This window comes from Prauserella flavalba, from assembly GCF_003202235.1.
Taxonomy (GTDB): Bacteria; Actinomycetota; Actinomycetes; order Mycobacteriales; family Pseudonocardiaceae; genus Prauserella_A; species Prauserella_A flavalba.
Genome location: NZ_MASU01000006.1, coordinates 34,054 through 47,765 on the forward strand (window position 1 = coordinate 34,054; position 13,712 = coordinate 47,765).

Here is a 13,712-nt window from a genome sequence, read left to right on the forward strand (position 1 = left end):
ATGGGCTCGCCCAGTGAGTCCGGCGTCGACGTACTGATCGTCGGGGCGGGACCGACCGGCTTGTTCGCGGCCTACTACGCGGGTTTCCGCGGCCTGTCGACGGCGATCGTCGACTCGCTGCCGGAAGCGGGCGGACAGGTCACCGCGATGTACCCGGAGAAGATGATCTACGACGTCGGCGGGTTTCCCGCCGTGCGCGGGCGGGACCTGATCAAGGGGCTCGTGGAGCAGGCGGGGCAGTGGAACCCCACCTACCTGCTCGGGCGCAAGGCGGAGGCGCTCACCACCACGGACGCGGGCCTGGAACTGACGCTCGACGGCGGCGAGGTCGTGCGGGCGGGCGCCGTGCTGATCACCGCCGGCATCGGCGAGTTCACCCCGCGCCCGCTGCCGGTGGGCGACGGCTGGCTCGGCAGGGGACTCGTGCACTTCGTGCCCGCGCTCGACGCGCACGCCGGGCAGGACGTGGTCGTGGTCGGCGGTGGCGACTCCGCGTTCGACTGGGTGCTCGCGCTGCAGCCCATCGCCAACAGCGTCGCGCTCGTGCACCGGCGGGCGAAGTTCCGTGCCGCGGAGTCGATCGTGCGCCAGGCCCGCGAGGGCGGCGCCCGCATCATCACCGACGCCGAGGTGACCGCGCTGCGCGACCGCGACGGCGAGCTGGCCGAGGTGGAACTGGAGATCAAGGGCGGCGAGCGCGTGGTGCTGCCCGCCCAGACCGTCGTGGCCGCACTCGGCTTCACCGCCGACCTCGGGCCCATCGAGAACTGGGGCCTGAAGATCGACCACCGCGCCATCGCGGTGGACTCCACGATGGCCACGGCGCGGGATCGGGTCTTCGCCGCTGGCGACGTGGCCGCCTATCCCGGCAAGGTCAAGCTCATCGCCACCGGCTTCGGGGAGGCCGCGACCGCGATCAACAACATCGCCGTGACCCTCAACCCCGAGGCGCACCTGTTCCCCGGCCACTCCAGCAACATGGAGTGAGCCTCACGGTGTCGGTGTCGGCGTCGGTTCCGGTGTGGGCTCCGGCTCCTGGGGCGGCGGCGGTGGCGCGGTCCGGTCGTTGATCCATTGCGTGTAGGCCACCACCGACGTGTAGATCGACGGACCGGTGGCGCACTTCGCGTCGTCGTTGCCCGGGCGGCTGGAGACGCCGACCAGCTGCCAGCGCTCCTCGACCCGCACCAGCTGCGGCCCGCCCGAGTCGCCGTAGCACGCGCCCTTCGTCCCGCCGGGGTTGCCGGTGCACAGCTCCACCGAGGCGTCGAAACCCGTGCAGCCCTTGCCGTCGACGATCCTGGTGTCCAGCTGCTTCAGCACCGCCGGGCTCGGTCCGCAGTTCTGCTCAGGGCACGTCTGACCCCAGCCGAGCAGCCGGGTCGCCGTGCCCGCCGCCGCCTGCGTGCCAAGCTCGACCGGCGCCGCCTTGACCGGCGCGGCCAGCCGCACGAGCGCGATGTCGCCACCCGAACCGGCCGGGTCGTAGTCGGGATGCACCACGATCTCGGCCGGCTTGGCGGCCTCGCCGCCCTGGGTGCGGTCCTTGCTGCCGACCCGGGCCGTGAACCCGTCGACCGTCCTGCCCTGCACGCAGTGCGCCGCGGTGACGAACCAGGCCGGTTTGACCAGCGAGGCGCCGCACAGGTGCTCGCCAGAGGGCAGCTCCAGCGCGGTCATGAACGGGTAGTTCTGGTCGGCGTCGACCCCTCCGACGAGCAGCGGCTGCACCGCCGATGCCGGAGCGGGCCACGAGCACAACAGGACGACGGCGGCCGCCAGCACGGCCGCGAGTCGGCGCCGGACCACCCCCATCAGGGAATCGGTGGGACGACGTCGTCGTCGGCGCCGCTGCCGTCGAAGTCGACCGACGAGTACGAACGCAGCTTGGTCAGCCGGTGGTAGCCGTCGATCAACCGGACCGTGCCCGACTTGGAACGCATCACGATCGACTGCGTCGTCGCGCCGCCGGAGCGGTAGTGCACGCCGCGCAGCAGGTCGCCGTCGGTGACGCCGGTGGCGCAGAAGAACACGTTGTCGCCGCGCACGAGGTCGTCGGTGCCGAGCACGCGGTCGAGGTCGTGACCCGCCGCGATGGCCTTCTCCCGCTCGGCGTCGTCCTTCGGCCACAGCCTGCCCTGCAGCTCACCGCCGAGGCACTTCATGGCGCACGCCGCGATGATGCCCTCCGGCGTGCCGCCGATGCCGAGCAGCATGTCCACACCCGTGGTGGGCCGTGCCGCCGCGATCGCACCCGCCACGTCGCCGTCGCTGATGAACCGGATGCGGGCGCCCGCCTCGCGAACCTCCTTGACGATGCCGTCGTGGCGCGGCCGGTCGAGGATGCACACGGTGACGTCGGAGACCCCGCTGTGCTTGGCCTTCGCCACGCGCCGGATGTTCTCGGCGATCGGCGCGGCCAGGTCTACCGCGCCCGCGGCCTCGGGGCCGACGGCGAGCTTCTCCATGTAGAACACGGCGGACGGGTCGAACATCGCGCCGCGCTCGGCGACCGCGAGCACCGCGAGCGCGTTCGGCATGCCCTTGGACATCAGCGTCGTGCCGTCGATCGGGTCCACGGCGACGTCGCAGTCGGGCCCGTCGCCGTTGCCGACCTCCTCGCCGTTGTAGAGCATGGGCGCCTCGTCCTTCTCGCCCTCGCCGATCACGACGACACCACGCATCGAGACCGTGCCGATGAGCTGGCGCATCGCGTCGACCGCGGCGCCGTCACCGCCGTTCTTGTCGCCCTTGCCGACCCAGCGGCCCGCGGCCATCGCCGCGGCCTCGGTGACCCGGACGAGTTCCATCGCGAGGTTGCGGTCCGGAGCCTCCACGCGTCTCGTCGAGCTCGAGGACGAGTTGTCGGCGGTCATTGCTGCCTCCCGGATGGCGTTGTCGACGCTGGCGTCACCTGCATACGGCCCGCCTCACCTTAACCAGGCGGCGCGCCGAATCGGACGCACACAGTTGTCGCGGACGTCACTCCGAGTCGCGGCCGGCGGAGCCTTCGGCGTCCTCGGTGATCTCGGCGTCCGGCGCGTCCTCCACGGTAGCCAGGGCCGCCTCGATCCGCTCACGCGCGCCCTCGAGGTGTTTCTCGCACAGCCGCGCGAGCCGCTCGCCCTTCTCCCAGAGTGCGAGCGACTCCTCCAGGGAGAGGCCACCGGCCTCCAGGCCACGCACCACCTCGATGAGCTGGTCGCGGGCCTGCTCGTAGCCGAGTTCGGCCGTGCCGTCTGGTTCGCTCACGCTGCTGTCTCACGCTCTCGATCGTTGGCGGGTGGTGCTCGCTGCGCACACTACCGCGCTGGCCATCGCGTGGTCGTAACCGATGAAGGCCCTGGCGAATTCGCCGCCGTCACCGTCGGCGATGGCGTCCTCGATCGAGGTCTGGGCGCCCGCGACCCGCCTGCGGTGCACCGAGCCGTCGGTGAACCACCAGCGGGTTCCGGCGTAGAGCGACGTGGCCTCCGAGAGGCTGCGCAGCCGGGGCCGCAGTTCCCACCTGCCCGCGGCGTCGCAGCCGGCGAGCAGCGCGGTCCAGCAGTGCGCTGCGGCCGTCTCCACCTCGGCGGCCCGGTGCCGGACGACCCTCGCCCTGCCGTGCCGCTCCCCGGTCGTGCTCCGGCAGAGGCGGGCGGCGGCATCGGTGGTCAGCGGGAGGAACGTGCAGTGCTGCATCCTCACTCCTCGGGTGCGAGGGCGGTCGCTCGGATCGCGCCGTCGGCCACGCGCACGCGCAGCGCGGTTCCTTCGGCAATCTGAGAGACCGATCGGAGCACCCTGAGGTTGCCTTCCTCGTCCGAGAACTGCACGACCGCGTACCCGCGTTCGAGCGTCGCCGAAGGGCCGAGGGCGGTGAGCCGCGCGCGAGCCGAGGTCAGCGCGCTCTGCTCGTGCGCGAGTGTGGTCAAGATCGCCCGCTTGCCGCGCTCGACGTTCAGCTCCACCTCGTCGGCCCTGCGCTCGATCGGGCCCAGCGGATCGGCCAGTGAGGGGCGGCTGCGGAGCTGGTCGAGCAGCCGGCACTGGGTGTCCACCCAGCCGTGCAGTGCCCTGCGGCCCCGGTCGCGTAGCTGGTGCACGCGGGCGGTCTCCTCGCGCACGTCCGGCACCACGCGCTTGGCGGCGTCGGTGGGCGTGGAGCAGCGCAGGTCGGCGACGTGGTCGAGCAGCGGCGAGTCGGGTTCGTGCCCGATCGCGCTCACCACCGGTGTGCCCGCGGCGGCGACGGCCCGGCACAGCGTCTCGTCGGAGAACGGCAGCAGGTCCTCGACGCTGCCGCCGCCGCGCGCGATGACGATCACGTCCACCTCGGGGTTGGCGTCCAAAGTGGAGAGTGCACGGACGATCTGCGGCACCGCGTTCAAGCCCTGGACCGCGGTGTTGACGACGTGGAACTTGACGGCGGGCCAGCGGGCCTGCGCGTTCACCAGCACGTCGTGCTCGGCGGCCGAGGCGCGGCCGGTGATGAGACCGACCCCCTTGGGCAGGAACGGCAGCCTGCGCTTGCGCTCCGGCGCGAAGAGACCCTCCGCGCCGAGCAGCTTGCGCAGCCGCTCGATCCGCGCGAGCAGCTCGCCGATGCCCACCGCGCGGATCTCGTTGGCCCGCAGGCTCAGCGTTCCCCTGCCGAGGAAGAACGTCGGCTTGGCGTGCACCACCACGCTCGCTCCGTCGCGCAGCGGCGGATCGATGGAGCGCAGCAGGCGCATCGGGCAGGTCACCGACATCGAGACGTCGGCGGCCGGATCGCGCAGCGTCAGGAAGGCGGTGGACGTGCCGGGCCGCGCGGAGATCTGGGTGACCTGCCCCTCGACCCAGACCGTGCCGAGGCGGTGGATCCAGTCCGCGATCTTGCGGGCGACCGTGCGGACCGGCCAGGGACTCTCGGCGGTGGAGGCCTGGCCGGAGGGCCGGGTCGCGGGTTCGGTGCCGCTGCTCACCGTTCGGTCGTGTCCTCGGAGCCGCCCTCGGCCTGCTCGGCCCGCACGTTGCCGACGCGGCGGGTGAGCATGCCGGTGAACGAGGGCCGGTTGGCGTGGTCGCGCTCGTAGGCGAGCAGCTCCTCCAGCTGGGCCAGCGTGTACCGGCGCAGCCGCGCCCTGAGCTGCGGCAGCGTGAGCGAGTCGTAGTCGGTGACGCCCGCGGGCCCCGCGCTGGGCGCGCCGGGGCTGTCGAACTCGCCTTCGGTGTGCTCCTCGGCCAGCGCGCGCTCCTCGGCGACCCACGGGTCGTCGAAGGCCGTGGCGGCGCGGTGCCCGTTCGGCTCGGGGGTGCTCGGCGGTTCCTCCAGGTCCTCGTCGAACGTCGCCCAGCTGGGCGCCTCCTCGGCGGGGCGCAGAGAGGAGAGCGCGTCGTCCCCCTTGATCGCCAGCTCGGTGACGTGCTGCTGCACCCGCATCGAGGCCTGCAACACCTGGCTGGCGACCGTCACCGGCAGCTCCGTGAGCTGCTTGGGAAGGCCGCGAACCCGCTCGGCGGTCGTGACGGCGAGCCCCGCGGCCACCCGGACGGGGAACGGGAGTTGCTTCATGCCCTAAGCCTGCCGCACATGGTTCATCCTGCCCAGCCGAATGGGTTAACGCGTGTCGCGTATCCCACGAAGTCGTCTCCCGGCTTGCCGGGTCCGTCGCACCCGTACCCTGGGTGGCATGAGTGCAGCGAGTCCCGGAACAGAGCCTGCTACCAGCGTATCGGTGCCGTCCGCCGACGACGCGCCCGTCACCGGTGGTAAGCGCGTTCTGCTGGCGAAGCCGCGCGGTTACTGCGCCGGTGTCGACCGTGCCGTGATCACCGTCGAGAAGGCGCTCGAGATGCACGGCCCGCCGGTGTACGTCCGGAAGGAGATCGTGCACAACCGTCACGTCGTCGACACTCTGCGTGAGCGCGGCGTGGTGTTCGTCGACGAGACGTCCGAGGTGCCCGAGGGCGGCCTCGTGGTGTTCTCCGCGCACGGCGTCTCCCCGGCGGTGCGGACCGAGGCGGAGGAACGGAACCTGCGCACGATCGACGCGACCTGCCCCCTCGTGACCAAGGTCCACAAGGAGGTCAACCGGTTCGCGCGCGACGACTACGACATCATGCTCATCGGCCACGCCGGGCACGAGGAGGTCGAGGGCACCTCGGGCGAGGCGCCGGACCGCGTGCAGCTCGTGGACACCGAGGAGGACGTCGAGAAGGTCCAGGTGCGCGACCCGTCGAAGGTCGTGTGGCTCTCCCAGACCACGCTGAGCGTCGACGAGACGATGGAGCGCGTCGACCAGCTGCGCGAGCGTTTCCCCGAGATCTCGGACCCGCCCAGCGACGACATCTGCTATGCGACCTCGAACCGGCAGGTGGCCGTCAAGGCGATGGCCGCCGAGTGCGATCTGGTGCTCGTGGTCGGCTCCGCCAACTCGTCGAACTCGCAGCGGCTCGTGGAGGTGGCGCTCCAGGCGGGCGCCCGCGACTCCCACCTGGTCGACTACGCGCACGAGGTGGACGAGGCCTGGCTGGACGGCGTCGAGACGGTCGGCGTCACCAGCGGTGCCTCGGTGCCGGACGTGCTCGTGATGGAGCTCCTCGAATGGCTCGCCGATCGCGGCTGGGCCGATGTCCAGGAGGTCACCACGGCGAACGAGAAGATCTCCTTCGCGCTGCCGCGGGAGCTCCGTTCGGGTTCGGAGACGGCGCGCAGCAGCGTCCGCTGACCCTCCCGCCGGACCGTCCCACGGGGGCGGCGAGGCCGTACTCGCTCCGAAGGTTCCCTTCACCGGGTGGTGGAGGGAACCTTTGCGTCGGTGCATGATCCGCTCGCCGGTTGGGGGTGGGGCGCGAACGGAGTTTCCGCGTCGGGCGACGCGCCGCCGCTTCGGAGGGCCGGCCACCGCGCACACTCGTCCGTGCCGTGCCGTGCCGTGCCGTGCCGTGCCGTGCCGTGCCGTGCCGTGCCGTGCCGTGCCGTGCCGTGCCGTGCCGTGCCGTGCCGTGCCGTGCCGTGCCGTGCCGTGCCGTGTCGACGCCGACGCGAACGGGCTTGGTTGCGTGCCCTGCGGGGTGAAGGGAGCCCGTGCGTGGCCGACGCGAGCGGAGCCTGCGCGTGGGCGAGGTGAGTGGAGCCCCTACAGCTGGCTCTCGGCGCGAACGGAGCCCTCACGGCTGGCCATCGGCGCGAACGGAGCCCGCTTGCGTACCTGCGGCGCGAACGGAGTCCTCACGGCTGGCTGTCGTTGGCGCGAACGGAGCCCGCGTGCGCGCCTGCGGCGCGAACGGCGCTTCCGCATCATCGGCGGCGTGCGCGAACGGCGCTTCCGCATCATCGGCGGCGTGCGCGAACGGTCAGCCCCGGTCGTCGTCCCAGGGGCGGTGGCGGCGGGGAGGCCGCTCGTCCCGGCCCGGCTCGCGCCGGGGCCTGCGGGGCCGTCCCTGCGGATCGTCCGAGGGCGGCGGCGTTCGCCGCGGCCGCTTCGGGCCGCGGATCGAGTCCGGCCACTCCTCCACGCGCCGCTTGCGCTCGGCGGCGTCCGGGGGGACGCGCGGCTGCCTCGGTCGTCCCGCCTGGTCGCGTGGTGGCTTGCCGCCCGGACCCGCGTCGCGCTCCGCCGCCCGGTCCCGGCCGCGACGCGGGGCGTCCTCAGGTCGCTGCCTCCGGCCCCCGGCCGCACCGGCGGCGGGCGAACCCTGGCCCGGCCCACGCCGGGGCGGATCGCCGCGCTCCTCAGGCGGCCGCTTGCCTGCCCCGTCCGCTCGCTCAGGACGATCGGGACGGTCCTCATCTGCCCCTTTTGCACGCTTTGCCAGACGGCTCTTGCGATCCGGGTCGCCAGGGCGCGCCTTGTCCTCGGCTCGCGTGCCCTTGGCACGCATCTTCTTCTCCGGTGCCTCGGGATCCCGCTCGCGATACATGCGGTAGAAGCCCAACGCCACGGTCAGCCCCGTGGTGATCGCCATCATCGGGAACGCGTTGATCAGCGGTGTGCTGATCGCGAGCACCTTGGCCAGGGTGTCGCTGCTTGAGGGCAGCCCGGACGCCGTCAGTACCAGCACCGGGACCGTCACGGCCAGGATCAGCGGCGGCTGCACCATCGGCCCGAAGAGGTTCCGCCGCTGCACGGCTGCGACTGCCGCCAGTGAGCCGATCAGGAACACCACCTGGAACAACACGCCCAGGTCGTCAGAGACCTGCAGGTCCACGATGGCGCCCAACACTGCCAAACCGAGGGTGAGCAGCACGGCTCCCCACCAAGGCAGACCACGCCGGGCGCCGAGGACGGCACGCTCACCCCACGGGATCTGCGCATCGTCGTCTGCGGCGTCAGGATCGCTCCGGCGGTCGCGTATGGCGGTCACGAGGCAACACCGTATCCCGTTTACCCCCGAAACCCGCTACCACTCCGCGACCTCGCCGCTCGCAATACCTGAGAGCGTGAGTTCAAGCACATCAGAGCGGTCATGACCGTAATGGTATGAACCATCGGCTGAGTTTTTCGTCAGGTTGTCGCTATTTCGTCCCCTTTCCGGATAGCGGGTACCGGAGCGGGGCTCGCCGCGGCCTCCGTGAGTGGAGCCACGCTCGCCCGGAAGCTCTCGAGCGCGTCCAGTTCCCGTCGCCGAGCCGACAGGAACCGTTGCAGGTGGGTGCTCGAGAGGTTGACCGCGTCGACGGCGTTGCCGGCCGCCCGGTGTGCCGACGCCGCGGACGAGCGCACCCGCTCGACGTCGTCGACGAGCGTCCTCTCCGTCGCCGCGAACATCGCGGCGGAGGCGACCACCGCGAATCCCGTTGGCCCGCACAGGAACACGCGGCGGTCGAGCATCCACCGCAGCAGTTCCGGATCGGTGTCCAGCGCCGCGACCACCGCCGCGTCCGATGGCACGAACATGACGGTGCCGTAGATCGCGTCCGCCCATCGCTGGTAGCCCTTTGCGGCGAGTTCGGCCGCCCTCGACCGCAGGTTGCGGACGTGGACCCGCAGGGCGTCGAGCCGTTCCTCGGGATCGTCGGTCTCCACGGCCTCTGCCCAGCACGCCATGCTGGCCTTGGCATCGACGGGGACGGACCGGTCACCACCGACCCGCAGCACCATGTCCGGCTTCGCGGCCCCGCCGCCGGCGAGGTCGGTCTGCAGGGTGAAGTGGAGACCCTCACGCAACCCGAGCGCGCGGGCCGTCTCGATCAGCACCTGCTCGCCGAGTTCCCCGCGCCCGCTGATCGAGGCGAACGCGACCTCGTAGCGGCGCAAAGCCGTCTGCTGTTCGTCCACTCGCGCCCGTTCGACGTCGACCTGCCGCGCGGCCGCATCGGCCCTGCGCATGCCGTCCTGGTACAGCCGCCACAACATGACGACCGCTCCCGCCAGCAGCAAGGCGACCACCACTGCCGCCGTGGCGAGCACCGTCGAACCCACGGGCACGCTCCCTTCGGTCTTGTCCCGCCGATCCCGGCTCGTGATCGACTGAACGCATCATGGCGCACGCCACCGACAAAACCGGCGAGACCGCTAATCGAACACACGTTCGAGTGACACGCCGGTCGTTTGTACCCGGTTCTGTCGGCCCGGCGTCCTAGCTTTGATCGCGTGCGGATGCTGCATACCTCGGACTGGCACGTCGGACGGACTTTCCACGGTGCCGACCTGCTCGCCGAGCAGGAGACGGTCCTGACTCACCTCGCCGACCTGGTGGCCGGCGAGGCGGTCGACGTCGTCCTCGTGTCGGGCGACGTCTACGACCGTGCGGTGCCCTCCGCCGAGGCCGTCCGTGTGGCCACGCGTGCGATGAAGCGGATCAGGGAAGCGGGCGCCCAGCTCGTCATCACGCCTGGCAACCACGACTCGGCGGCGCGGCTCGGTGCGTTCGCCGACTTCGCCGCGGCCGGTGGTCTGCACCTGCGCACGACGGCGGCCGAACTGGCCGAACCGGTGTTGCTCGAGGACGGCCACGGACCGGTCGCCATCTACGGAATCCCCTACCTGGAGCCGGAAATCGCCCGGCACGTGCTCGGCGTTCCGCAGGCGCGCGGGCACACCGGCGTGCTCACCGAGGCGATGCGCCGGATCACCGAAGACCTCGCGGGCAGGGAATCCGGTACGCGATCGGCCGTGCTGGCGCACGCCTTCGTCACGGGCGGCGTCGGCAGCGATTCCGAACGCACCATCGCCGTCGGCGGTGTCGAACAGGTTCCCGGCTCTGTCTTCGATGGCGCCGACTATGTCGCACTCGGACACCTGCACGGCGCGCAGACTCTTGCGGAGCACCTGCGCTACTCGGGAAGCCCGCTCGCGTACTCGTTTTCCGAGACGGCGCAACGTAAATCGGTGTGGCTCGTCGACCTCGACGCCGACGGGCTCGCCAGTGTCGAACGGCGCGACCTGCCGGTGCCCAGGCGGCTCGCGACCATGCGCGGCCTGCTGGCCGACCTCCTCGAAGCCCCGGACTACGCCGAGTTCGCGGACTGTTTCGTCTCCGCCACCCTCACCGACCGCGTGCGGCCCGTGGACGCCATGCGGAGGCTGCGGGAGCGGTTTCCCCATGCGGTGCACCTGGACTGGGAACCGGAAGGCGGACAGGCGACCGTGCTCCGCTACGCCGAGGCTGTACGCGGGCGGTCGGACACCGAGATCGCGAGCGGCTTTCTCGACGACTGCCGGGGCGCGCCGCCGAGCGAGCGCGAGCACGCACTGCTCACCGCGGCACTCGAAGCCGCGGGCAAACGTGATCCCGAACAGGACGGTGATTCGCGGTGAGACTGCATCGACTGGAGATCACGGCGTTCGGTCCGTACGCGCGCCGCGAGGTCGTCGACTTCGACGCGCTCGGCGCGGACGGACTCTTCCTGCTGCACGGCGACACGGGCGCGGGCAAGACCACGTTGCTCGACGCCGTCGCCTTCGCTCTCTTCGGCGCGGTGCCCGGTGCCAGGGGGCAGGTCAAACGGCTGCGGTGCGACATCGCCGACAACGACACGGCCACCGAGGTGGCGCTGGAGCTGAGCGTGCAGGGGCACCGGCTCCGGCTCGTGCGCAGTCCCGAGTACCAGCGTCCCAAGCGGCGCGGTGACGGCTTCACCACCCAGCAGGCCACGGCGTCGCTGACGTGGCTCGGGGAGGTGCCGCACGGGCAGGCCGCCGAGGGCATCACGCGCATCGACGAGGTGTCGCGCACCGTGCAGCGGCTGCTCGGGATGAACGCCGAGCAGTTCTTTCAGGTCGTGCTGTTGCCGCAGGGGGAGTTCGCGCGGTTCCTCCGTGCCGACACCACCGAGCGGGAGCAGTTGCTGGAGCGGTTGTTCGGCACGCAGCGCTTCGCCGACGCGGAGCGCTGGTTCCGTGAGCTGCGCACGGCGAGGGGGCGGGAGCTCGACCGGCGCAGACAGTCCGTGCGCGAGTGGCTCGCCCGGCTCGCGCAGGCGGCGCGCGAGGAGCCGCCGGAGGACGCGGGCAGCGAGTGGGCGCTCGCGCTCAGGCGGCGCGCGGCCGAGGCCGTCGCGGCCGCCCGCGAAGAGGAGCAGCTCGCGAGTGCGGCACGGGAACGCGCCGAGGCGACGCTGCAGGAGCGCAGGACCGCCGAGGAGCGCGTGCGCCGGGTGCGCGCGGCGCGGCAGCGGATCGCGGCGCTGGCCGAGCAGGCGGACGAGCGCGCGCGGTGGGCCGCCGAGCTCGCCTCGGCGCGCCGGGCGGTCACCGTCACGGGACCCGCGGCCGAGGCCGATCGGCAGAACGAGCGGTTCGAGCGCGCCCGCGCTGCGGAGGCCACCGCGCGCGAGGCTCTGCTGAGCACCGGGTTCGCCGAACCGGACAGTCCTGTCGCGGTGTTGCGCGAGCGGGCGGGGTCGCTGCGGGAGGAGGCGGGCGCGCTCGCGGGGCTCGTCGCCGAAGCCGAGCAGCAGGAGAGGGATCGCAAGCGGTTGCGGGACCTCGTGGAGACGGCGACCTACGCCACCGCGCAGGCCACGGCGCTCGGCGAGAAGCTGCAGGGTCTGCCCGAGCGTGCTCGGGAACTGCGCCTGCAGCGCGAGCAGGCGGCTGCGGCCGAGGTGCGGCTCGACGGCGTACGGACGAGGGAATCCGACCTGGTCGACGCCCTTTCCGCGGCGAAGGAGATCCCCCGGCTCGAGCGAGCGGTCACCGAGGCGGTCCGCCTGGAGCAGGAGGCCACCGACGCCTACCACACCTCCAGGACGGTGCTGCTGGACCTGCGGGAGCGGCGCCTCGCCGGGATGGCGGCCGAGCTGGCGACACGGCTCGGCGAGGGCGAACCGTGCCCCGTGTGCGGGTCCGCCGAGCACCCGGCGCCGGCGACGGCGACCTCCGACCCCGTGGGTGAGGCGGACGAGGCCGCCGCGGCGGAGCGGGAACGCGCCGCCGAACAGCACCGTGCCGCCACCCTCACGGCCCGGCACCAGGCCGAGAGCAAGCTCGCCGCCGTGCGCGAGCGGCTGGAAGGCCGGACGGCGGAGGAACTCACCGACGCGCTCGCCACGGTGCGCACGGAGCTGGCTCAGCTCACCACGCTGGCGGAAGGCAAGGCTCGGCTGGATGCCTCCGTGCAGGCGGTCGAGGCCGAGTATGCCGAGTTGACGGCCCAGCGCGCCGAGGCCGAACGGTCGGCGGGCGTTGCCGAGGAGCAACGACGGACACTCGCCCAGCGCGTCGAGGAGCGTGAGCGCAGGCTCGACGTCGCGCGCGGCAGGTTCGCCGATGTCGGTGAGCGCAGGGAACACCTGGTCGCCGTGGTCGGCGCGCTCGACGCGCTCGCCGAGGCCCGGACGGTCAGGGCGACCGAGAAGGAGCGGCTCGACGAGCAGCTGACCGCGGTCCGGGACGCTGTCCGGCGGGCGGGGTTCGACACCGTCGAGGAGGCGCTCGCGGCCGCCCGTACCGACGCCCGCGTCGCCGACCTCGAACGGGCGCTCGCCGACGCGGAGGCGGAGGAGAAGGCCGCCCGCGCGGTGCTCGCCGAGCCCGAGCTGGCAGCGGTGTCACCGGACGACGAGGTGGACACCGAGCCGGCCAGGCTGGCCGCCGAGGAGGCGAGGACGCGGGCCGAGAGCGCCGTCGCCACCCTGCGCGCGGCCACCCAGCGGGCGGAAGAGGTGGACGGGCTCGCGGAGCGGTTCGCCGCCGCGCTCGCGGAGCTGGCTCCGGCCGAGGAGGAGTTCGCGGAGCTCGACGCCCTCACCGATGTCGTCAACGGGCGCGGGCAGAACTCGCGCAGGATGTCGTTGCGCTCGTACGTGCTCGCGGCCCGGCTCGAGGAGGTGGCTGTCGCGGCGACGGCGCGCCTGCGGTCGATGAGCCAGGGGCGCTACTCGTTCGTCCACTCCGACGCCGCCGGCTCCCGCGGCACGCGAGGCGGGCTCGGCCTCGATGTGCTCGACGACTACTCGGGGGCGGTGCGACCCGCCAAGACGTTGTCGGGTGGCGAGTCGTTCCTCGCCTCGCTGTCGCTCGCGCTCGGCCTCGCCGACGTGGTCGCCGCCGAGACCGGCGGGGCGCTGCTCGACACGCTGTTCGTCGACGAGGGCTTCGGCACGTTGGACGGGCAGACGCTGGACGTGGTGATGGACGTGCTCGACGAGCTGCGCGCGGGTGGGCGGGTCGTCGGGCTGGTGTCGCACGTCGAGGAGCTGCGCCAGCGCATCCCCACCCGGCTGCGGATCCGCAAGTCCCGCGCCGGGTCCACGATCGAGCTGGAGGGAGGGATGACCGCTGCTTGATGTCGCAGGC

The 13,712-nt window shown here is 72.4% G+C and carries 12 protein-coding genes; 4 read left to right on the forward strand and 8 right to left on the reverse strand.

Going from position 1 to position 13,712, the window contains the following annotated elements:
- Entirely contained in the window at positions 1–987 is a 987-nt protein-coding gene (locus BA062_RS16195) for an NAD(P)/FAD-dependent oxidoreductase (protein ID WP_110337491.1), read from the forward strand.
- A gap of 3 nt (positions 988–990) precedes the next feature.
- Here BA062_RS16195 and BA062_RS16200 read toward each other — a convergent pair whose 3' ends face one another.
- The 6 genes from BA062_RS16200 to BA062_RS16225 form a co-directional block, all read right to left on the reverse strand.
- Complete coding sequence (locus tag BA062_RS16200) at positions 991–1,809, reverse strand: S1 family peptidase (protein WP_425452925.1); 819 nt, start codon at positions 1,807–1,809, stop codon at positions 991–993.
- Positions 1,810–1,814: 5 nt separating this feature from the next.
- On the reverse strand, positions 1,815–2,876 hold the full coding sequence (gene glpX / locus BA062_RS16205) for a class II fructose-bisphosphatase (protein WP_110337494.1): 1,062 nt from the start codon (positions 2,874–2,876) through the stop codon (positions 1,815–1,817).
- Between the two features lie 106 nt (positions 2,877–2,982).
- Positions 2,983–3,252 carry an exodeoxyribonuclease VII small subunit gene (locus BA062_RS16210; protein ID WP_110337496.1) on the reverse strand — a complete coding sequence of 90 codons (270 nt, stop codon included), beginning with the start codon at positions 3,250–3,252 and terminating at the stop codon, positions 2,983–2,985.
- 9 nt (positions 3,253–3,261) lie between these two features.
- Positions 3,262–3,684, reverse strand: coding sequence for a hypothetical protein (locus tag BA062_RS16215; RefSeq protein WP_110337498.1), 423 nt, complete (start codon positions 3,682–3,684; stop codon positions 3,262–3,264).
- Between the two features lie 2 nt (positions 3,685–3,686).
- Positions 3,687–4,949: an exodeoxyribonuclease VII large subunit gene (gene xseA / locus BA062_RS16220; RefSeq protein WP_110337500.1), complete on the reverse strand. Its 1,263-nt coding sequence runs from the start codon at positions 4,947–4,949 to the stop codon at positions 3,687–3,689.
- A complete protein-coding gene (locus BA062_RS16225; RefSeq protein WP_110337502.1) occupies positions 4,946–5,539 on the reverse strand; it encodes a lipid droplet-associated protein in 594 nt (197 codons plus the stop codon). The genes xseA and BA062_RS16225 overlap by 4 nt, the downstream gene beginning before the upstream one ends.
- Before the next feature lie 118 nt (positions 5,540–5,657).
- On the opposite strand from BA062_RS16225, the gene BA062_RS16230 reads away from it, so the two are divergent.
- Positions 5,658–6,695 (forward strand): 4-hydroxy-3-methylbut-2-enyl diphosphate reductase, encoded by a 1,038-nt coding sequence (locus tag BA062_RS16230; protein ID WP_110337504.1) that lies wholly within the window; start codon positions 5,658–5,660, stop codon positions 6,693–6,695.
- A gap of 628 nt (positions 6,696–7,323) precedes the next feature.
- Here BA062_RS16230 and BA062_RS16240 read toward each other — a convergent pair.
- A complete protein-coding gene (locus BA062_RS16240) occupies positions 7,324–8,334 on the reverse strand; it encodes a DUF6542 domain-containing protein (RefSeq protein ID WP_110337506.1) in 1,011 nt (336 codons plus the stop codon).
- Between the two features lie 140 nt (positions 8,335–8,474).
- Positions 8,475–9,392, reverse strand: a complete 918-nt coding sequence (rmuC, locus tag BA062_RS16245) for a DNA recombination protein RmuC (protein WP_110337508.1) — start codon at positions 9,390–9,392, stop codon at positions 8,475–8,477.
- Between the two features lie 171 nt (positions 9,393–9,563).
- Between rmuC and BA062_RS16250 the strand changes: the two genes are divergently transcribed.
- Positions 9,564–10,730: an exonuclease SbcCD subunit D gene (locus BA062_RS16250; protein ID WP_168213998.1), complete on the forward strand. Its 1,167-nt coding sequence runs from the start codon at positions 9,564–9,566 to the stop codon at positions 10,728–10,730.
- Positions 10,727–13,702: an AAA family ATPase gene (locus tag BA062_RS16255; RefSeq protein WP_110337512.1), complete on the forward strand. Its 2,976-nt coding sequence runs from the start codon at positions 10,727–10,729 to the stop codon at positions 13,700–13,702. Before BA062_RS16250 ends, BA062_RS16255 begins: the two co-directional genes overlap by 4 nt.
- The last annotated feature ends 10 nt before the right edge of the window (positions 13,703–13,712 follow it).